Origin of the sequence: Mesorhizobium sp. M0601 (genome assembly GCF_040320845.1) — a bacterium.
Taxonomy (GTDB): domain Bacteria; phylum Pseudomonadota; class Alphaproteobacteria; order Rhizobiales; family Rhizobiaceae; genus Mesorhizobium.
Genome location: NZ_JAMYQK010000011.1, coordinates 145594 through 162758 on the forward strand (window position 1 = coordinate 145594; position 17165 = coordinate 162758).

Below are 17165 nucleotides of genomic sequence, written 5' to 3' on the forward strand. Positions count from 1 at the left end.
GCTATTCCCGGATGAAGGAGAAACGCCGCTCCAGGCGCCGACTGGCCAAGGAGAGGGCGTAGTTGACGGCGAAGTAGACGAGCGCACCGAGAATGTAGAGCGGCATCGCCTCATAGGTGCGGCCGATGACCTGGTTGATAGCCTGCATGAGGTCGGTGATGCCGAGCAGCGAGACCAGCGCGCTACCCTTTACCGCGTCGGTGACGCCATTGATCCAGGGTGGCAGGAAACGCCTGAACGCCTGCGGAAAAATGACGTAGGCCAGCCGCTGGCGAAAGGTCAGTCCGATCGCCATCGCCGCCTCGGACTGACCCTTGGGAATCGAGCCAACGGCGCCCCTGAGATATTCGACCACCTGTGCGGTCTTGAAGAGGGTGAGGGCGAACACGGCCGCCCAAAAGGATTCCAGATGCAGCCCCACCGCGGGCAGGCCGTAATAGACGAAGAAGATCAGCACCAGGATCGGAATGCCGCGGATGGTGTCGCTGAAGATGCGCACTGCCCAGCGCAGCGGAGAAGGACCGTAGACAAGGCCGACACCCATCAGCACGCCGGCGATGAGCGATAACACCACGACCAGCAGCGACACCCACAAGGTTACGGCAAAGCCTTCGGCGAGGAACGGCAAGGCGTAGATGATCTGGCTCAGCATGTCAGCGCGCCGCCTTGAACCGGCGCTCGACGAGCCGCAGCGCGAAAAGCAGCGTGTAGCCGGTCAACAGGTACATTGCCGTCACCACCAGATAGACTTCGACAATGCGGAACGTGTTGAAGTTGATCCACTGGGCGCCATAGGTGAGTTCGGGTACCGAGATGACCGACGCCACGGACGTATCCTTGAAGAGCGATATGAATGTGTTGGAAAGCGCCGGCAGGGTTATGCGCAGCATCGTCGGCAGGCGCACATCGAGCAGCCTTTGCCATGGTGTCAGGCCGATTGCCTTGCCGGCGTCGAGCTGACCGCGCGGCACCGCCTCGAGCCCCGAGCGAAACACCTCGACCAGGTAGGCGCCGCTGTAGAGCGACAGCGTGGCAATGAATGAGGTTTGCGCGCTGTAGGCAATGTCGACCACCGTCGGCAAGCCGTAGAAGACCAGATAGACGAGCAGGATCAGCGGCACGTTGCGGATGAACTCGACATACCCCGCGATGATGGTCCGCACCGCACGTCCGGCCGACACGTACCAGACCGCCAGAACGAGCCCGATGACGATGCCGATCGCGATCGAGATGACGGCCAGTTCGAGGCTTAACAGCAGTCCGCCCCAGAGCTTGTCGAAATGCCGCCAGATAAGGTTGAAGTTGAGAGTATAACCCATGCGTCCTCGTCATGGAGGGCTGTGATGAGAGAAGGCGGAAGGACGTTGTCCTTCCGCCTGCTTGCATCAAATGACCGGGAAACCGGGATGGCGCGCCGGCGGCTCCTGTCCGAAATAATCCTTGAACGCAGCGTCGTAGAGTGCCGTTTCATGGCCGAACATGGCGATGGTGAAGGTCTGGTTGACGAAGGTCAGCCAGTCGAGGTCGCCCTGCCGCAGCGCGGCACCATAAAGCATCGAGAACCAGCTCTTGCCGGCATCGAAGTATTTGTCCGGATTGCGCGAGGCGAGCCAGCGCACCGTTGACAGGTCGACCGCGGCGGCGTCGACGCGCTTCGATTCCAGGGCCTGCAGCACGTTGGCCTGCGTGTCTATCTGCATCACCTGCGACTCCGGCAGGACGATATGCACGTTAGCCTCGGCATCGACATTTTGCAGGATGGAAATCCGCGTCGCCGAACCGCCGGCAAGCAGCTTGTCGAAGGTCTTGTTTTCGGCGTTCGGAAGGGTCAGCAAGGCGATGCCTTCGACGTAGTAGGGTCGGGAGAAGTGGATCAGCTGCGAGCGCTGGGCGGTCATGGTCATGAACTGGATGGTGATGTCGACCTTGTTGGTGGTCACGTTCGGAATGCGCTGAGCCGGATCCTGCATGACAAATTCGACCTTGGTCGGATCGTCGAAAAGCCCCTTGGCGAGGATGCGACCCATGGTGATGTCCATGCCTACCAGTTCGCCGGCGTCGTTCTCGAAATGCCAGGGCGCGTTGGTGCTGCCGGTCCCGACGATCACCTTGCCGCGCTCGAGGACGGTGCGCAGCAGGCTGTCCGGCGCTGCCTGGGCCGCCGCTTTCTGAACGTCGACCGCGGTAGCGGCGCTCATCACTCCGGCCGTTGCAAGCCCGGCCATTCCCAGTTTCAGAAATTCACGCCTTTTGGATGTGTCGTTCACGGCGACCTCCTTTCGTGTTGTGTTCCCCTTTGGAGCAGTAATACAGGCATCGGTTGCAACTGACGCCATTGTCCCTTACAAGGGACGCCTGTACTCTGTACAAGACAGATTAACATCAGGAATCGATAATGCAAGAAGGTAATGCCTTGGCCGCTCGACCGGACGCCGGTCTGGACGAAGACAAGAACTCGGTTTCTCGGGAGAAGGGCCTCAACCGGGTCCTCCAGATTCTGGAGTTTCTCCACACGACCCAGCGTGCGATCGGCATCGGCGACCTTGCCAAGGGGGTAAACGCGCCGCGTTCGACGACTTATACGCTTGTGCGCTCGCTGGTCGACGCAGGCCTGCTGGAGATGGCCGGAGACGGCAATCGGGTCTATTTCGGAAAGAAGCTCTATCTCTACGGAATGGACTATGTGCGGGGCAACGACCTGCTCAGGCGAGGGCGCCAGGAAGTCGATCATCTGTCACGCGAGACCGGCGAGACCTCGGAGTTGTGCATGCTGCAAAGCGGCCGCTACACCATCGTCCATTCAAGCCCGGGAACGAGGCCATTCCGGATCAGCTCGGCGACCGGTCTGCAAATACCGCTCCCCTGGACAGCTTCCGGGCGACTGCTCCTCGCCGGCTTCGACAGGGCAGCGATTGAGGATATGGTCTCCGAGGACGATCTCGTGCTGCCGGACGGCCGCAGATTGCAACTCGACGATTTCATAGACGACATCGCCGTCGCCAAGTCGGCCGGCTACTGCGTCACCTCCGGCCTTGTCGATGCCTACACGAAATGCCTGGCCGCGCCGGTCTTTTCAGCGCCGGGCAGGGTCGAGGCGACGATGTGCCTGGTGGTTCCGATCGATACCTCGACCGAAAAGACCGACAACCTGATAGCGTTGTTGCGCGAGCGCGCCGCACGGCTTTCGATCGCGGCATAACCGCTTTTCCAGCAGGCCCCGCCGGCGTTCGTTCAAACAATGGCGTTCGTTCAAGCAATAATGTCTGGAATGATCTTGTCTTCCAGCGCCATCAGCCTGTCCTTCAGGAAAAGCTTCTTTTTCTTCATGCGCTGGATCTGCAGCGGGTCGCAATTCATGGCGATCATCGCATTGATGGCCGCGTCGAAATCGGCGTGTTCCTGCTTCAGCCGGGAATATTCGAGGCGGATATCTGCCTGTTCCTGATCGGACATTTTTACCGTCTGCACGTCTGCGGCGCCCAAACTATGGGCCTGATTGGGCGGGACCGGGGCTTCTTGCACCGGCGCGCAGCCCATATCACATTTCATATTGGCGTGGAATGCTACCACGCAGCATTCGACATCGGTGCGCGATGGTGGCACACTGTCATTATGCCGTCATAGAAGCGAGCCTGCGGTGGACGTGCCATGACGGCTGCAATCCGAGGAAACCATGAAAGGGAGAACCAATCATGTCTCTTGCATCCCATCTTGATGAGCTGCAGCGGAAACACGGCGACATCGAACGCGAAATCGATGATGCGATGACCCATCCATCGGTAGACGACCTCGAAATCGTGAATCTCAAGCGGCGCAAGCTGGCGCTCAAGGACGAGATTGAAAAACTGAAGGCGAAACCGACGACCCACTGAAACCCTTCCAGGGCGCCACCCGGAGCGCGATCTTTCCGGTGGCATGTCTCTATGCTGCCGGAAACGCTCATGGATTTGCGGCAAGCTGCCGTCTTGTTGTTTCCGATTTGCTGGGCCTGCGCGCCAGTTGCCATTGACAAGCCATCTTTGCTCCTCCACCTCATGCCCGGACCTTCAAGATTAAAGGCAGCCGGCATGACCGGATATTTTTCCTCACCCTTCCCACGCCGCAGGTCGGTCGGTGTCGATGTCGGCGGCGTGATTGTCGGCGGCGGCGCCCCAGTCGTCGTCCAGTCGATGACCAACACCGACACGGCCGATGTCGACCAGACGGTCGCGCAAGTGGCGGCGCTGCATCGCGCCGGCTCCGAGATCGTGCGCATAACGGTCGACCGCGACGAAAGCGCTGCCGCTGTGCCGGCCATCCGCGAGCGGCTGGAGCGGCTCGGGATCAACGTGCCGCTGGTCGGCGATTTCCATTATATCGGCCACAAGCTCCTGGCCGATCATCCGGCCTGCGCCGCGGCCTTGGCCAAGTACCGCATCAACCCCGGCAATGTCGGTTTCAAGGACAAGAAGGACCGGCAGTTCGCGGCAATCGTCGAGATGGCGATCCGATACGACAAGCCGGTGCGCATCGGCGTCAACTGGGGTTCGCTCGACCAGGAGCTGCTGACCCGGCTGATGGATGACAACCAGGCCCAAGGCTTTCCGCTGACCGCGCAGGAAGTGACGCGCGAGGCAATCGTGCAATCGGCGATCCTGTCGGCCGAAATGGCCGAAGAGATCGGCCTTGCGCGCGAGAAGATCATCCTGTCGGCCAAGGTCAGCGGCGTGCAGGATCTGATCGCCGTCTACACCGAGCTTGCCACCCGATCCGACCATGCGCTGCACCTCGGCCTGACGGAGGCCGGCATGGGCTCGAAAGGCATCGTCGCCTCGTCCGCGGCCATGGGCATCCTGCTCCAGCAAGGGATCGGCGACACCATCCGTATCTCGCTGACGCCGGAGCCGAACGGTGACCGCACACGCGAAGTGCAGGTGTCGCAGGAGCTGTTGCAGACCATGGGCTTCAGGCAGTTCGTGCCGATCGTCGCCGCCTGCCCGGGCTGCGGCCGCACGACCTCGACCGTGTTCCAGGAGCTTGCCCAGAACATCCAGGCCGACCTGCGCAAGAACATGCCGGTGTGGCGCGAACGCTATCCCGGCGTCGAGAACCTCAAGGTCGCGGTGATGGGTTGCATCGTCAACGGTCCGGGCGAATCCAAACATGCCGATATCGGCATTTCGCTGCCCGGCACCGGTGAGACACCGACCGCCCCGGTGTTCGTCGACGGCAAGAAGGCGGCGACGCTGCGCGGCCCATCGATTGCCGCGGATTTCGAGAAGATGGTCGCCGACTATATCGAACGGCGGTTCGGGCAGCACGACAAAGCCGCGGCGGAGTAGTTGAATGCGGCGTTTGCTGGGCGCGGCGCTGGTTCTCATTTGCGGGCTGATCTGGGCGACAGCCGTTCAGGCCGATCCACCACGGCCCGCCAAAAAGAAGCTGATCGACCAGGTTTGCAACCTGATCGAGGCCCATGCCGACCGGAACGGGCTGCCCAGGGATTTCTTTGCCCGGTTGATCTGGAAGGAAAGCCGTTTCGATCCCAATGCGGTCAGCCCGGTCGGCGCCGAAGGCATTGCCCAGTTCATGCCGGGCACCGCCAGGATGCGCGGGCTCGCCAATTCCTTCGACATCGAACAGGCGATCCCGGCCTCGGCAAAATACCTCGCCGAAATGAAATCCGGTTTCGGCAATCTCGGCCTCGCCGCCGCAGCCTACAATGCCGGCGAGAGCCGGGTGACGCGCTGGCTGCATTCCGGCGGCTTCTTGCCGATGGAGACCGAAAGCTACGTGTTGGACGTCATGGGCGAGCCGGCCGACAACTTCACCAATACCGCCTACGCCGGCGTCATCCGGCCGCTCGACAAGAAGGCGAGTTTCGCTGCTGCTTGCCGCGAGCTGCCGGTGATCATGTCCAGAACCGTGCCGATGTCGTCGATCAACATCAAGCCGTGGGGCGTGCAGGTGGCCGGCAATTTTCGCCGCGCCGCGGCGCTCAACCAGTGGCTGAGAGTGAAAAGCCGGTTCCCGGCACTGCTTGCCGGCCACGATCCGGTGGTCAGCCGGGTCCGCACACCGATCGGCAGGCGCGGCATCTATGCCGTGCGGATCGGCGCCGATAGCAGAGCCAAGGCCGACACGATCTGCGACAAGCTGCAAAGCGTCGGCGGCGCCTGCATCGTGGTGCGCAACCGGTAAAGCCATATGTCGGTGCGTTTTGCGCCATTGCTGCCCATCTCGCTCCCCGTGGGCACTTCGTCCTCGATACGTGAATCATATTTTCGGTGAACCGTTAGGCAGGTCTTGCATCGTCGTGGATGCGGGGTAAGGTCCCCGCGATTTTTCGCGAAAGGGATCAGCATGGCCGGCTTCAAGACACTGGACGACATCGGCAATATCAGCGGCAAGCGTGTGCTGGTGCGTGTCGACCTCAACGTTCCCGTCGCCGAGGGCAAGGTCACCGACGCCACCCGCATCGAGCGCATTGCGCCGACCATTGCCGAGCTCTCCGGCAAGGGCGCCAAGGTCATCCTGCTTGCCCATTTCGGCCGGCCGAAGGATGGACCGGCGGCGGAATTCTCGCTCGAGCCGATCGCCAAGGCGACGGCGGAAGTGCTCGGCCGCCCGGTTGGCTTTGCCGCCGACTGCATCGGCGACAAGGCGGGAAATGCCATTGCTGCCATGAATAATGGCGACGTGCTGCTGCTCGAGAACACCCGCTTCCATAAGGGCGAGGAGCAGAACGATCCGGCCTTCACCGAAAAGCTCGCCGCCAACGGCGACATTTTCGTCAACGACGCCTTCTCTGCTGCGCACCGCGCCCACTCGTCGACGGAAGGGTTGGCGCATGTGCAGCCTTCCTTCGCCGGCCGCACCATGCAGGCCGAGCTCGACGCGTTGGAAAAGGGTCTTGGCAATCCCGTCCGTCCGGTTGTCGCCATCGTCGGCGGGGCCAAGGTCTCGACCAAGATCGACCTGTTGATGAACCTGGTGAAGAAGGTCGACGCGCTGGTCATCGGCGGCGGCATGGCCAACACGTTTCTCGCGGCACGCGGCACCGACGTCGGGAAATCCTTGTGCGAGCGTGATCTCGCGACCACCGCCAAGCAGATCATGATCGAGGCGGCCGAGGCCGGCTGCGCCATCATCCTGCCCGCCGACGGCGTTGTCGCCAGGGAGTTCAAGGCCGGCGCCGCCAGCGAGACCGTCGCCATAGCAGACGTGCCGGCCGACGGCATGATCCTCGACGTCGGCGCAAAGACCGTGAAAACCATTGCCGAATGGATCGACCGCGCCGCGACGCTGGTCTGGAACGGGCCGCTCGGCGCCTTCGAGATCGAGCCATTCGACCACGCAACGGTGGCGACGGCCAGGCACGCGGCAGCGCGCACCAGGGCCGGCAGACTGATCTCGGTCGCCGGCGGCGGCGATACGGTGGCGGCGCTCAACCATGCCGGCGTAGCCGACGACTTCACCTATGTCTCGACGGCTGGCGGCGCTTTCCTGGAGTGGATGGAAGGCAAGCCCTTGCCCGGCGTCGACATCTTGAAGCGCTGAGCGCGGCAGCAATAACAGCGCGAAAGAGGGCGCCCGCGACTTTCAATCGATTCGCGCCTACCCGGTGAAATTGTTCGACTTGAACCTGCGTTGCTCTGGTGGTCTGCTGGGCACGGATCAATTCTTTCAGGAGAAGCACGATGAGCGAACGTCTCGAGGACATTGCTGCCGCGATGGTGGCCAATGGCAAAGGCCTGCTGGCTGCCGACGAGAGCTCCGGCACCATCAAGAAGCGCTTTGACGTCATCGGTGTCGAGTCGACCGCCGACAGTCGCCGCGACTATCGCGAGATGATGTTCCGCGCCAGCGATGCAATGACCAAGTACATTTCCGGCGTCATCCTCTACGACGAGACCATTCACCAGAAGGCCGCCGACGGCACACCGCTGGTCGACATCATCAAGGCATCAGGCGCTATCCCCGGCATCAAGGTCGACGCCGGCGCCAAGCCGCTGGCCGGCTTTCCCGGCGACACCATCACCGAGGGCCTGGACGGCCTGCGCGAACGCCTTGCCGACTATTACAAGCTCGGCGCCCGCTTTGCCAAATGGCGCGCGGTGATCGACATCGACGTTGCCAAGGGCGTGCCTTCCGCCACCTCGATCGGCTCGAACGCCCATGCGCTCGCCCGTTACGCCGCGCTTTGCCAGGAGGCCGGCATCGTGCCGATCGTCGAGCCGGAGGTGCTGATGGACGGCGCCCACGACATCGACACCTGCTACGAGATCAGCAAGGCGACACTGACAAAGTTGTACACCGAGCTCTATGCGGCCCGCGTCGTGCTCGAAGGCACCATCCTGAAACCGAACATGGTCCTCGCCGGCAAGAAATCGGGCAAGGTCAGCAGCCCCGAGGAAGTCGCCGAAAAGACGATAAAACTGTTCCGCGAGACGGTGCCGGCCGCGATCGGAGGCATCGCCTTCCTGTCAGGCGGACAATCGGACGAGCAGGCGACCGCCAACCTCAATGCCATCAACGCCATCGGCCCGCATCCGTGGAAGCTGACCTTCTCCTACGGCCGCGCCTTGCAGGCCGCTCCGCAGAAGGCCTGGAGCGGCAAGCCGGCAAACGTCGCCGCCGCACAGGCTGCCTTCGCCCATCGCGCCCACATGAACCATCTGGCAGCGCTTGGACAATGGCAGCCGACGCTGGAGCAAGCCGCCTGACGGAATTCAGGTTGCGTTCCCTCCGACCCGGGCCATGTGCCCGGGTTTGTTTGAAAGCAGCAAGGTCTGCGATTTCCTGCAACTAAAAATGCAGCTCTGTGTCGGCATTCCTCGCTGCCGATCGTCCTCCGTGAAAAGAGGAGCAGACCTATGCCAAACAACAAGACCGTATCGCAGGAAGACTGGTTTCAGGCGCACAAGGCGCATCTGGCGCGCGAAAAGGAATTGACGCGCTTTCGCGACCGCGTCGCCGCCGAACGCCGCGAATTGCCGTGGCTGAAGATCCGCAAGGACTATGTCTTCGAGACCGAGCAAGGGCCAAAGAAACTGCCTGACCTGTTCGGCGGCAACAGCCAGCTGATCGTCTACCATTTCATGTTCGGGCCGGGCGCCGATTATCGTTGCGAGGGCTGCTCGTTCCTTGCCGACCACATCGACGGTGCCAACCAGCATCTCAGGCACCACGACGTCTCACTTGTCGTGGTGGCGCGGGCGCCACTGGCTGAATTGCTGCCCTACAAGCAGCGCATGGGCTGGAAATTCGACTGGGTGTCGTCGTACGCTTCGGACTTCAACTTCGACATGCAGGTGTCATTCACCGACAAGCAGATCGCGGCCGGCGACACGACCTACAATTTCGAGCGGCGCGCGCGGCAATCGAAGGATCTTCCCGGCACTAGCGTGTTCTATCGCGACGAGAAAGGCGAAATCTTCCTGACTTTCATCTCGCGCTCACGAGGCGGCGAGCCGCTGATCGGCGCCTATCACTATCTCGATCTGACGCCGAAAGGCCGCAACGAAACTGGCCCGCATCATAGCCTCGGCGACTGGGTGCGGCTGCATGACGAGTATCAAGACCAATCCGGGACGCATGACGGTTGCCATTGAGGCGACAAGGGTGTCGCTGCAAGGTCGTTCACCTTCAGTGCAACATGCGCTAAGTGCTGTTCGCTATGCCCTAAAAGGGACTTGCCATGCGGCGCTTTCCGACCCTTCTCACCTGGCTCGCCTTTCCGGTCTATCTCTGGCAAGGACTTGGCGTGCGTCGCCGCACCGCCCGCATGCTGCCGGCACAAGGTCCGGTCATGCACGAGATATCTGGCCTGGCGCCAGCAATCTCGGTTCTGGTGCTTGGCGATTCCTCCGCCGCCTCGGTAGGGATCGGCAATTCCGAAAACGGATTGGCCGCGCAACTGGCAGTTCTGATTGCGCAACGCACCGGCCGCACCGTGCGCTGGCGGGCGGCCGGGTTCAACTCGGCAACCTCTGGCCAGATCCGCGATCATGTGCTGCCCAATCTATCGGCCGATCCGTGGACGCATATCGTGCTGGCCATCGGTACCAACGACACCAAGAATTTTCATTCGGTACCGCGCTTCAAGCGCGAGTTTGGCGGCCTGCTCTACGCGCTGCGCGCCAAATGGCCGGAAGCGCGCGTCGTGTGGTCGCCGGTGCTGGAGTTCACCCGGGCTCCGGCAATGCCGCCGCTGCTCGGCAAGATCCTCGAAATCCGCGCCGTCGAAATGAACCGGATGGGCGAGCGCCTTTGCCTCGAACGCGGCGCCATACCGGCGCCCCGGCTGCCGATCACGGATGCCGATGCCGGCTTCGCATCGGATGGATTTCACGCTTCGGAAGCCGGCTACCGAGCCTGGGCGGAACATCTGGTCAGCCTGGTGCTCGCCAACGAACCGGGCGTCGCGTAGCGGGCCGCCCGCACTAAAGCGCGTCGCATTCGATTGGCCTCATCCGACGCGCTTCAGGTTCTTGTTTTTATGCATGTCGTTGTCGCAAAACCGCTGCACACTTTTGCGCGACATGCATTACGTCCAGTGCCCGAGCACCGCCGTAATCGAAATCGCCGCCATCGCCAGCAGCGCCAGCTTCCAGAAATCGCTGCGCCGCTTCAGCCCGGGCCAGCCGAGCGGCTTGATGAGCTGGATGACCATCATGAAGATGATGACGAGCGCGAGAAGTTTCGACATGCAGCCTTTGATCAGCATCGCGGCTGGCTGTCAAAGCGGCTCCGCGATCGCCGTCTTTCCAGTGCAGCAGGCCTCTTTTCAGCACTGCCTGATCACTTCGGTCGACAAATCGGAACGCCGGTCAGGAGAGACGCACCCTCCTGACAGACTGCTGTCAGCAGGGGTGTGCGATAGTGCCTGCATCGAAAGAGAGGAGACCAGCCATGAACGGTATTACCATTCTGCGTAGCGTGCAGCACTATGTCGGCAAGATCCGGACGATCCGCAATGAGATCCGCACCCAGCGATTCATGAACACCCTGCCGGCGGACATCCGCAAGGATATTGGTTGGCCGGACATGTATGGCGACCGCCGCAATGGCGGCAATTGAGGCAAGCTTTCCGCGTGGCGTTTGGATGCAACCTGGCGACGAGCTGAAATGGGGCATGCTGAAGCCTCCTGACAGTATGGTGTCAGGAGGCTCGTGCCATAGTGCGATGGCCGCCGGAGCCGGATGGCCGAGAGGACGATCGATGAAAAGCTGGAACGACAGGCTGAACACGCCTGGCATCAACGGCATAACACCGTCGCCACGCACCATCGGCGACGTCGTCGAAGGCCAGCCGATGCTGGTTCCTACAGCTCGCCAGGTCCATGCATTCATCCGCTCTATCCCCGAAGGCATGGACATGAATATCCGCGCTTTGCGCACCGCTCTCGCCATCGAGCACGGTGCCGAGATGACATGTCCGGTCACCATCGGCTATCATCTGCGCACCGTCGCCGAGGCCGCCAACGAGGATCTTGAGGGTGGTATGGCGCTGGGCGACGTTGCGCCGTTCTGGCGGGTGGTCGACGCAAGCACGCCGACAACGAAGAAACTGTCCTTCGGCGCGGCCTTCGTCGCCGCGCAGCGCAAGCGCGAAGGGCTGGAACGATAGACGCCGAGGGACCATACGATGCGCCGCGCCGACAGGCTCTTCCAGATCGTGCAGCATCTGCGTGGTGGTCGTCTGGTCACCGCCCAGAAGCTGGGCACGTGGCTCGAGGTTTCCGAGCGGACGATCTATCGCGACATCGCAGACCTGCAGTCGACCGGCGTGCCGATCGACGGCGAGGCCGGTGTCGGCTACATGATGAGGGAGGGTTTCGATCTTCCGCCGCTGATGTTCACGCGTGACGAGATCGTCGCGCTGGTCGCCGGCGCCCGCATGGTGCGCGCCTTTGGCGGCGCGGCCATGGCGCGAGCCGCCGACGAGGCGCTGGTCAAGATAGGCGCCGTGTTGCCCGACGCCGAAAAGGACCGCATCGCCCGTACCGAGATCCACACGCCGATGTGGGTGGTAAGCGATGCCGCCCGCGAAGCCATCGACCTGATCGAGCGGTCCATCGAGAAACGTCAGGTGCTGACCATCGACTATTCGGATGAGGCCGGCCGCAGCACCGCGCGCGACATCCGCCCGCTCGGCCTGTGGTTCTGGGGCAAGGTGTGGACCTTGGTCGCCTGGTGTGAGATGCGCGGCGATTTCCGCGCCTTCCGCATCGACCGCATCGCCTCGGTGGTCATCGCCGGCCGCACCTTCAAGCCGGAGCGCGGCAAGCAGCTCGCTGATTTCTATCGCGCGGTGGAGCGCAGCGAGGATTACGGCATGGCGCCGGACCGGGCGGCGCGAAGCTGACACGGAAGATCACAAAAAAAGCCCGCTTGAAAGCGGGCTTTTAGTTTTGGATGCCAGACCTATTCCTCTTCGTCGGCGTCCTTGTCCTTCGACTTCAGCGCCGAAAGCTTGGCGAAGACGGCGTTGGCGTCAAGTTCGCGGTCCTCGTCCTTCGGCTTTTCGGGCGCCGGCACCAGCCGTTCGGTCAAGGCGGCCGGCAGCAGCGTATCGCCGACCGGCTGCGCCTGCTCGCGGCCGCGCGAGGCGCGGTTGATTTCCATATCGAGGTCGATCTGCGACGTCAGGCCGAGCGTCACCGGATCCATCGGCTGGAGATTGGCGGAGTTCCAGTGCTTTCTGTCGCGGATCTGGTCGATCGTCGACTTCGTTGTGCCGACAAGGCGGGCAATCTGCGCATCCTTGAGCTCGGGATGGTTGCGCACCAGCCAGAGGATGGCGTTGGGCCGGTCCTGGCGCTTCGACAGCGGCGTGTAGCGCGGACCCTTGCGTTTGGATTCCGGCACCCGCACCTTGGGATCGGAGAGCTTCAGCCGGTGGTTGGCGTCCTTCTCGGCGCGCGCGATCTCGTCGCGAGTGAGCTGGCCGGTCATGATCGGGTCCATGCCCTTGATGCCTTGCGCCGACTCGCCGTCGGCGATCGCCTTGACCTCAAGCGGATGCAGTCCGCAGAACTGCGCAATCTGCTCGAAGGAAAGCGCTGTGTTGTCAACCAGCCAGACGGCGGTCGCCTTTGGCATCAGCAGCGTATTGGCCATTTCAAAAATCCTTCTCGTTCGCCCGCGTTCCCGCGCGGGCGGTGGTTTAGAGCCACCAAAATGGGAAAATCGCGGTCTATATAACCGCTCGCTCGCCGTTTCGCAATGTTTTTGGCAGGCGCGCGTCAAGGACGGCACGGCAGCGCGACCAGCAGACCGCGAAGGGTCGGCAGATGACGCCATGCAGTCGAAACCTTCAAAAAGACAAAGCCCGCCAGACCAAGGTCGGGCGGGCTCGGAACCGGCGACGGAAATCCGTCTGCTGCGGCTCTGGCTTCTAAAGCTTGATCCCGAACCGCGGCTCGGCGTTGCCGAAAAGCGGCGCCCGGTCTTCGAGCGGGATCGTGCTCGAGATCAAAGCCCTTTGCGGGCGATTCTCTCGATGTCGCCGCGGTTGATGCCGAGGTCGTTGAGCTGACGAGCATTCAGCCGGTTTAGTTCGCGCACGGTTTCGTTGTACATGCGCCAGTTACGGAAAGCGCGGATCGGGTTCATTATAGTCCTCCATCGTTTTGATGCCGCGTAAATAGGCATCGGCGATGAAAAATTGAACAGACGCTTTTGCATGGCCGCAATGCGTTTGTTGCATTGCACCATTAAGCTTTCGTTCAGCCTGTTTGCGGGCCGTCAGGCGACATCGAGCACAATCTTGCCGATGTGCTCACCCTCCTCCATCCGCTCATGCGCCCGCCACGCTTCCTTGAGCGGGAAGATCGTATCCATCACCGGCGCAACCTTGCGCGTGCCGAGCAGCGGCCAAACCTGCGCCTCGAGCGCAGCCGCAACTGCCGCCTTGAACTCCACGGTGCGTGGCCTGAGCAGCGATCCTGTGTGCACGAGCCGCTTGGCCATGATCTTGAAGAAATCGGCGCTCGCCACTGCCCCGCCCTGCGTCGCGATCTGGACGATGCGGCCTTCCATGGCTGCAGCCTCATAGTTTCGCGCCACATAGTCGCCGCCGACCATGTCGAGGATGACATTGGCACCCTTGCCGCCGGTTGCCTCCTTGACTGCGGCGACGAAGTCCTCCTCGCGATAGTTGATCGCCCGGTCGGCGCCGAGCTTGAGGCAGGCGTCGCATTTCTCCTTGCTGCCGGCGGTGGTGACGACATAGGCGCCGAAAGCGGCAGCAAGCTGGATCGCCGTGGTGCCGATACCCGACGAGCCGCCATGCACGAGCAGTGTCTCGCCGCTCTTCAGGCCGCCGCGCTCGAAGACATTGTGCCAAACAGTGAAGTAGTTTTCCGGCAGCGCCGCCGCTTCGGTGTAGGTAAAGCCGGCGGGCAGCGGCAGCACGCTGCCGGCGTGCACTCTGACATATTCGGCATAGCCGCCGCCCGCCGTCAGCGCACAGACCCGGTCGCCGACGCGCCAGCGCGATATCTCGTCACCAAGGGCAGCGACTTCGCCTGCTGCTTCCAGGCCCGGCAGATCCGACGCTCCCGGCGGTGGCGGATAGGCGCCCTTGCGCTGTTGCACGTCCGGCCGGTTGACGCCGGCGGCCCGCACCCGGATCAGGATCTCGCCAGGACCGGGAACCGGTACGTCGCGGGTTTCCGCTTTCAGCACCCGCGGCCCGCCCGGTTCCGATATGGCGATCGCCATCATCTTCGCCGGAATTTTCTGTGCGTTCGCCATGAATTTTCCCGTCGTGCTCCGCCGGTTTCTCGTGCCAGCTCTTGCCCGCCATTTGCATCCATACCCTTGCCCTATGTATGCTCATTGGCAAATCAGGCAAATGGGCAATCACGGAGGAGCGACGATGGCGATCTTCGACGACGAACCCAAGAAGAAAGCGCGCCCGCACGAGATCGGGCAGGATCTGTCGCTGCTTTCCGTCGATGAATTGTCCGAACGGATCGGCATCCTGCGCGACGAGATCGCCCGGCTGGAAGCCGAGCTCAAGACCAAGGGCTCGACCAAGTCGGCGGCAGAGGCGCTGTTTCGCCGCGGGTAGTTACTGCGGGTAATTCCAAAAGCTCGGGCACGCCGCCGAAAAGCCGAATGCCGCTGTCTCCAGACTTGTGCCCTAAACCCCAGCCGGATTGAAAAATGTTCGCAAGCTACAGACCGATCCTCTCGCTGCTGCGCGGCACCGCGTTCCTGTTGGCGGCATCCGGACTGCACGGTCTGCTGTTGCCGCTGCGCGGACAGGTGGAGGGCTTCTCGACGGCATCGCTCGGCCTGATGGGCACGGCTTGGGCCGGCGGCTTCGTCACCGGCTGCTTCTTTGCGCCACGCATCGTGCGCCGCGCCGGTCATGTCAGGGCTTTCGGCGCCTTTGCCGCATCGGGAGCGATCGTCGCACTGCTCACCGGCCTGATCATCGACGAATATACCTGGATCCTGCTGCGCGCCTTCACCGGCTTCACCATGGCCGGCGCCTTCATGGTCATCGAAAGCTGGCTCAACGAGAAGGCCACCAACGAAAACCGCGGCACCGTCTTCGGCCTCTACATGATGGTCACCTATGCCTCGATCATGGGCGGTCAGATGATCGTTGCCGGCGGCGATGTGAGATCGGCGTCGCTGTTCATGATCACCGGCATTCTGTTCTGCCTGTCGCTGATCCCGACGGCGGTCTCGACGGCGTCTCACCCCAAGCCGCTGCAGGACGTGTCGCTTGACGTCAAGGGGCTCTACGTCAATTCGCCGGTGTCGGCGATCGCTTGCGTGCTGATCGGCATCGCCAACGGCGCCTGGGGTACACTTGGTGCCGTCTATGGAGCGCGCATCGGCATCTCGACAGCCGAGATCGCGCTGATGATGAGCCTCGTGGTCATCGCCGGCGCCGCCATGCAGCTTCCGGCCGGGCGGCTCTCCGACACGACGGACCGTCGTTTCGTGCTGGCGGGCGCGGCCTGCGGCGCTGCGCTGTTTGCCATCGCCATCTTCCTGTTCGAACCGCGCTCCGGCGTCTTCGTCATCGTCTGCACCGCCGCCTACGGCGCCTTCGCCTACACGCTCTATTCGATCGCGGTGGCGCATGCCAATGACCATGCGCGATCGGAGGACTTCGTCAAAGTGTCGGGCGGCCTGCTGCTGCTTTATGGCTTCGGCACGATGATCGGTCCGCTGGTGGCCGCCGGCCTGATGGGCTGGATGCGCCCTGAGGGGCTGTTCCTGGCCACTGCGCTCGCGCATCTCAGCCTGGCTGGCTATACGCTGCTGCGCATCAGCCGTCGCGCGCCGGTGCCGATCGAAGGCCGCGATGCCTTCAAGACCCAGCCGGCCGATCGTTCGGTGACGCCGGAAGCGTTGCGGCTCGACCCGCGCAGAAAAGCTGAAGCCGACAGTTGAGATTCGAGGCGCTTTGCCCCACAAATAAGGCATGATGCTTTCCGACGCCTTCATGGCGATTGCCGATCCCAACCGGCGCCATCTCTTGGAAGAGCTCCGGCGCGGACCGAAGACCGTCAACGAATTGGCATCCGGCTTGCCGGTGTCCCGCCCGGCCGTTTCGCAGCACCTGAAGGTGCTGCTTGATGCGGGGTTGGTCAACGCCAAGCCGGAAGGCACCAGGCGCGTCTATACGGTCAGCAATGCCGGCTTCCTGAAGCTCAACATCTGGCTTGACCAGTTCTGGGATGCGGAGCAGCTCGGTTCACCCGGAAGCTGAGAGGCATCGTCAGCGCGTCGAGCAACTATGCAGCATCGAGCCTAGAGTATCCGTGTTGGTCAAGGGAGAGATGGTGTCCAGGTCCGATTGTCCCTGAGTAGTGCGTTTGCGAGGATGATGAGCTTTCGCATGATGGCTGTGATGGCGAGTTTTGAGGCTTTGCCGTCGGCCGTGAGTTGGTGGTATTTTGCCTTTAGATCGGGATTGAAGCGCATGGCGACGAGGGCGGGCATGTAGAGTGCCTGTCGGACATTGGCTCGCCCGCCGCGGATGAAGGCGCGGCCGATCCAGTTGCCGGACTGTCGTGCGACGGGAGCGAGGCCTGCGAGGGAAGCAGCCTGACCCTGACCGAGCGTGCCGAGTTCGGGCATTTCGATGAGAAGCGCGAAGGCGGTGATTGCCGAGACGCCCGGGATCGAGACGAGGATAGCGAAGCGACGGG

23 protein-coding genes are annotated in these 17165 nt (G+C 62.5%); 14 read left to right on the forward strand and 9 right to left on the reverse strand.

Annotation, left to right across the window (positions count from 1 at the left end):
- Position 1: 1 nt before the first annotated feature.
- The 3 genes from NKI41_RS13490 to NKI41_RS13500 form a co-directional block, all read right to left on the reverse strand.
- Positions 2 to 652: an amino acid ABC transporter permease gene (locus tag NKI41_RS13490; RefSeq protein ID WP_352683413.1), complete on the reverse strand. Its 651-nt coding sequence runs from the start codon at positions 650 to 652 to the stop codon at positions 2 to 4.
- 1 nt (position 653) lies between these two features.
- Positions 654 to 1319 (reverse strand): amino acid ABC transporter permease, encoded by a 666-nt coding sequence (locus tag NKI41_RS13495; protein WP_023678477.1) that lies wholly within the window; start codon positions 1317 to 1319, stop codon positions 654 to 656.
- A gap of 66 nt (positions 1320 to 1385) precedes the next feature.
- Entirely contained in the window at positions 1386 to 2267 is an 882-nt protein-coding gene (locus NKI41_RS13500) for a transporter substrate-binding protein (RefSeq protein ID WP_031212143.1), read from the reverse strand.
- A gap of 128 nt (positions 2268 to 2395) precedes the next feature.
- On the opposite strand from NKI41_RS13500, the gene NKI41_RS13505 reads away from it, so the two are divergent.
- A complete protein-coding gene (locus NKI41_RS13505; protein WP_352683415.1) occupies positions 2396 to 3199 on the forward strand; it encodes an IclR family transcriptional regulator in 804 nt (267 codons plus the stop codon).
- A gap of 50 nt (positions 3200 to 3249) precedes the next feature.
- Here the strand turns inward: NKI41_RS13505 and NKI41_RS13510 are convergent, their stop codons facing one another.
- Positions 3250 to 3453: a YdcH family protein gene (locus NKI41_RS13510; protein ID WP_023678480.1), complete on the reverse strand. Its 204-nt coding sequence runs from the start codon at positions 3451 to 3453 to the stop codon at positions 3250 to 3252.
- Between the two features lie 239 nt (positions 3454 to 3692).
- Here NKI41_RS13510 and NKI41_RS13515 point away from each other — a divergent pair, with 239 nt between their 5' ends.
- From NKI41_RS13515 to NKI41_RS13545, 7 genes are all read left to right on the forward strand, one after another.
- Entirely contained in the window at positions 3693 to 3872 is a 180-nt protein-coding gene (locus NKI41_RS13515) for a YdcH family protein (RefSeq protein WP_023678481.1), read from the forward strand.
- A gap of 195 nt (positions 3873 to 4067) precedes the next feature.
- Positions 4068 to 5321 (forward strand): flavodoxin-dependent (E)-4-hydroxy-3-methylbut-2-enyl-diphosphate synthase, encoded by a 1254-nt coding sequence (gene ispG / locus NKI41_RS13520; protein WP_352683417.1) that lies wholly within the window; start codon positions 4068 to 4070, stop codon positions 5319 to 5321.
- Between the two features lie 4 nt (positions 5322 to 5325).
- Positions 5326 to 6180: a transglycosylase SLT domain-containing protein gene (locus NKI41_RS13525; RefSeq protein ID WP_352683419.1), complete on the forward strand. Its 855-nt coding sequence runs from the start codon at positions 5326 to 5328 to the stop codon at positions 6178 to 6180.
- A gap of 162 nt (positions 6181 to 6342) precedes the next feature.
- Positions 6343 to 7539 carry a phosphoglycerate kinase gene (locus NKI41_RS13530; RefSeq protein WP_352540261.1) on the forward strand — a complete coding sequence of 399 codons (1197 nt, stop codon included), beginning with the start codon at positions 6343 to 6345 and terminating at the stop codon, positions 7537 to 7539.
- A gap of 140 nt (positions 7540 to 7679) precedes the next feature.
- Entirely contained in the window at positions 7680 to 8705 is a 1026-nt protein-coding gene (locus NKI41_RS13535) for a class I fructose-bisphosphate aldolase (RefSeq protein WP_352683421.1), read from the forward strand.
- A 150-nt stretch (positions 8706 to 8855) separates the two neighbouring features.
- Complete coding sequence (locus NKI41_RS13540; RefSeq protein WP_352683423.1) at positions 8856 to 9593, forward strand: DUF899 domain-containing protein; 738 nt, start codon at positions 8856 to 8858, stop codon at positions 9591 to 9593.
- Between the two features lie 86 nt (positions 9594 to 9679).
- Complete coding sequence (locus NKI41_RS13545; RefSeq protein WP_352683425.1) at positions 9680 to 10411, forward strand: SGNH/GDSL hydrolase family protein; 732 nt, start codon at positions 9680 to 9682, stop codon at positions 10409 to 10411.
- A gap of 117 nt (positions 10412 to 10528) precedes the next feature.
- Here the strand turns inward: NKI41_RS13545 and NKI41_RS13550 are convergent, their stop codons facing one another.
- Positions 10529 to 10690, reverse strand: coding sequence for a hypothetical protein (locus NKI41_RS13550; protein ID WP_352540257.1), 162 nt, complete (start codon positions 10688 to 10690; stop codon positions 10529 to 10531).
- A gap of 203 nt (positions 10691 to 10893) precedes the next feature.
- Here NKI41_RS13550 and NKI41_RS13555 point away from each other — a divergent pair, with 203 nt between their 5' ends.
- The 3 genes from NKI41_RS13555 (at position 10894) to NKI41_RS13565 (ending at position 12349) form a co-directional block, all read left to right on the forward strand.
- Positions 10894 to 11061: a hypothetical protein gene (locus NKI41_RS13555; protein ID WP_023678489.1), complete on the forward strand. Its 168-nt coding sequence runs from the start codon at positions 10894 to 10896 to the stop codon at positions 11059 to 11061.
- Between the two features lie 142 nt (positions 11062 to 11203).
- Positions 11204 to 11611, forward strand: a complete 408-nt coding sequence (locus NKI41_RS13560; protein WP_352683427.1) for a hypothetical protein — start codon at positions 11204 to 11206, stop codon at positions 11609 to 11611.
- An 18-nt stretch (positions 11612 to 11629) separates the two neighbouring features.
- Complete coding sequence (locus NKI41_RS13565; protein ID WP_023678491.1) at positions 11630 to 12349, forward strand: helix-turn-helix transcriptional regulator; 720 nt, start codon at positions 11630 to 11632, stop codon at positions 12347 to 12349.
- 59 nt (positions 12350 to 12408) lie between these two features.
- Here the strand turns inward: NKI41_RS13565 and NKI41_RS13570 are convergent, their stop codons facing one another.
- The 3 genes from NKI41_RS13570 to NKI41_RS13580 all read right to left on the reverse strand — a co-directional run bounded on the left by NKI41_RS13570 (position 12409) and on the right by NKI41_RS13580 (position 14742).
- Positions 12409 to 13104 carry a DUF1013 domain-containing protein gene (locus tag NKI41_RS13570; protein ID WP_023678492.1) on the reverse strand — a complete coding sequence of 232 codons (696 nt, stop codon included), beginning with the start codon at positions 13102 to 13104 and terminating at the stop codon, positions 12409 to 12411.
- Positions 13105 to 13458: 354 nt separating this feature from the next.
- On the reverse strand, positions 13459 to 13599 hold the full coding sequence (locus NKI41_RS13575) for a DUF1127 domain-containing protein (protein ID WP_023678493.1): 141 nt from the start codon (positions 13597 to 13599) through the stop codon (positions 13459 to 13461).
- A 132-nt stretch (positions 13600 to 13731) separates the two neighbouring features.
- Positions 13732 to 14742, reverse strand: a complete 1011-nt coding sequence (locus NKI41_RS13580) for an NAD(P)H-quinone oxidoreductase (protein ID WP_352452476.1) — start codon at positions 14740 to 14742, stop codon at positions 13732 to 13734.
- A gap of 124 nt (positions 14743 to 14866) precedes the next feature.
- Here NKI41_RS13580 and NKI41_RS13585 point away from each other — a divergent pair, with 124 nt between their 5' ends.
- The 3 genes from NKI41_RS13585 to NKI41_RS13595 all read left to right on the forward strand — a co-directional run bounded on the left by NKI41_RS13585 (position 14867) and on the right by NKI41_RS13595 (position 16723).
- Complete coding sequence (locus tag NKI41_RS13585) at positions 14867 to 15061, forward strand: DUF1192 domain-containing protein (protein ID WP_023678495.1); 195 nt, start codon at positions 14867 to 14869, stop codon at positions 15059 to 15061.
- A gap of 95 nt (positions 15062 to 15156) precedes the next feature.
- Entirely contained in the window at positions 15157 to 16404 is a 1248-nt protein-coding gene (locus NKI41_RS13590) for an MFS transporter (RefSeq protein WP_352683429.1), read from the forward strand.
- 31 nt (positions 16405 to 16435) lie between these two features.
- Positions 16436 to 16723, forward strand: coding sequence for an ArsR/SmtB family transcription factor (locus NKI41_RS13595; RefSeq protein ID WP_023678497.1), 288 nt, complete (start codon positions 16436 to 16438; stop codon positions 16721 to 16723).
- A gap of 59 nt (positions 16724 to 16782) precedes the next feature.
- Here NKI41_RS13595 and NKI41_RS13600 read toward each other — a convergent pair.
- Positions 16783 to 17165: transposase (locus NKI41_RS13600; RefSeq protein WP_352683431.1), on the reverse strand; the 383-nt coding region annotated here is incomplete at its 5' end.

Excerpts from the sequence above, each read along its gene's own strand:
- NKI41_RS13590 (WP_352683429.1), top strand. The coding sequence starts at position 15,157 with ATGTTCGCAAGCTACAGACCGATCCTCTCGCTGCTGCGCGGCACCGCG.
- NKI41_RS13510 (WP_023678480.1), bottom strand. The coding sequence starts at position 3,453 with ATGTCCGATCAGGAACAGGCAGATATCCGCCTCGAATATTCCCGGCTG.
- NKI41_RS13545 (WP_352683425.1), top strand. The coding sequence starts at position 9,680 with ATGCGGCGCTTTCCGACCCTTCTCACCTGGCTCGCCTTTCCGGTCTAT.
- NKI41_RS13495 (WP_023678477.1), bottom strand. The coding sequence starts at position 1,319 with ATGGGTTATACTCTCAACTTCAACCTTATCTGGCGGCATTTCGACAAG.
- NKI41_RS13540 (WP_352683423.1), top strand. The coding sequence starts at position 8,856 with ATGCCAAACAACAAGACCGTATCGCAGGAAGACTGGTTTCAGGCGCAC.
- NKI41_RS13550 (WP_352540257.1), bottom strand. The coding sequence starts at position 10,690 with ATGTCGAAACTTCTCGCGCTCGTCATCATCTTCATGATGGTCATCCAG.
- NKI41_RS13490 (WP_352683413.1), bottom strand. The coding sequence starts at position 652 with ATGCTGAGCCAGATCATCTACGCCTTGCCGTTCCTCGCCGAAGGCTTT.
- NKI41_RS13515 (WP_023678481.1), top strand. The coding sequence starts at position 3,693 with ATGTCTCTTGCATCCCATCTTGATGAGCTGCAGCGGAAACACGGCGAC.
- NKI41_RS13580 (WP_352452476.1), bottom strand. The coding sequence starts at position 14,742 with ATGGCGAACGCACAGAAAATTCCGGCGAAGATGATGGCGATCGCCATA.
- NKI41_RS13555 (WP_023678489.1), top strand. The coding sequence starts at position 10,894 with ATGAACGGTATTACCATTCTGCGTAGCGTGCAGCACTATGTCGGCAAG.
- NKI41_RS13560 (WP_352683427.1), top strand. The coding sequence starts at position 11,204 with ATGAAAAGCTGGAACGACAGGCTGAACACGCCTGGCATCAACGGCATA.
- NKI41_RS13595 (WP_023678497.1), top strand. The coding sequence starts at position 16,436 with ATGATGCTTTCCGACGCCTTCATGGCGATTGCCGATCCCAACCGGCGC.
- NKI41_RS13570 (WP_023678492.1), bottom strand. The coding sequence starts at position 13,104 with ATGGCCAATACGCTGCTGATGCCAAAGGCGACCGCCGTCTGGCTGGTT.
- NKI41_RS13575 (WP_023678493.1), bottom strand. The coding sequence starts at position 13,599 with ATGAACCCGATCCGCGCTTTCCGTAACTGGCGCATGTACAACGAAACC.
- NKI41_RS13585 (WP_023678495.1), top strand. The coding sequence starts at position 14,867 with ATGGCGATCTTCGACGACGAACCCAAGAAGAAAGCGCGCCCGCACGAG.
- NKI41_RS13565 (WP_023678491.1), top strand. The coding sequence starts at position 11,630 with ATGCGCCGCGCCGACAGGCTCTTCCAGATCGTGCAGCATCTGCGTGGT.
- NKI41_RS13530 (WP_352540261.1), top strand. The coding sequence starts at position 6,343 with ATGGCCGGCTTCAAGACACTGGACGACATCGGCAATATCAGCGGCAAG.
- NKI41_RS13525 (WP_352683419.1), top strand. The coding sequence starts at position 5,326 with ATGCGGCGTTTGCTGGGCGCGGCGCTGGTTCTCATTTGCGGGCTGATC.
- ispG (WP_352683417.1), top strand. The coding sequence starts at position 4,068 with ATGACCGGATATTTTTCCTCACCCTTCCCACGCCGCAGGTCGGTCGGT.
- NKI41_RS13505 (WP_352683415.1), top strand. The coding sequence starts at position 2,396 with ATGCAAGAAGGTAATGCCTTGGCCGCTCGACCGGACGCCGGTCTGGAC.
- NKI41_RS13535 (WP_352683421.1), top strand. The coding sequence starts at position 7,680 with ATGAGCGAACGTCTCGAGGACATTGCTGCCGCGATGGTGGCCAATGGC.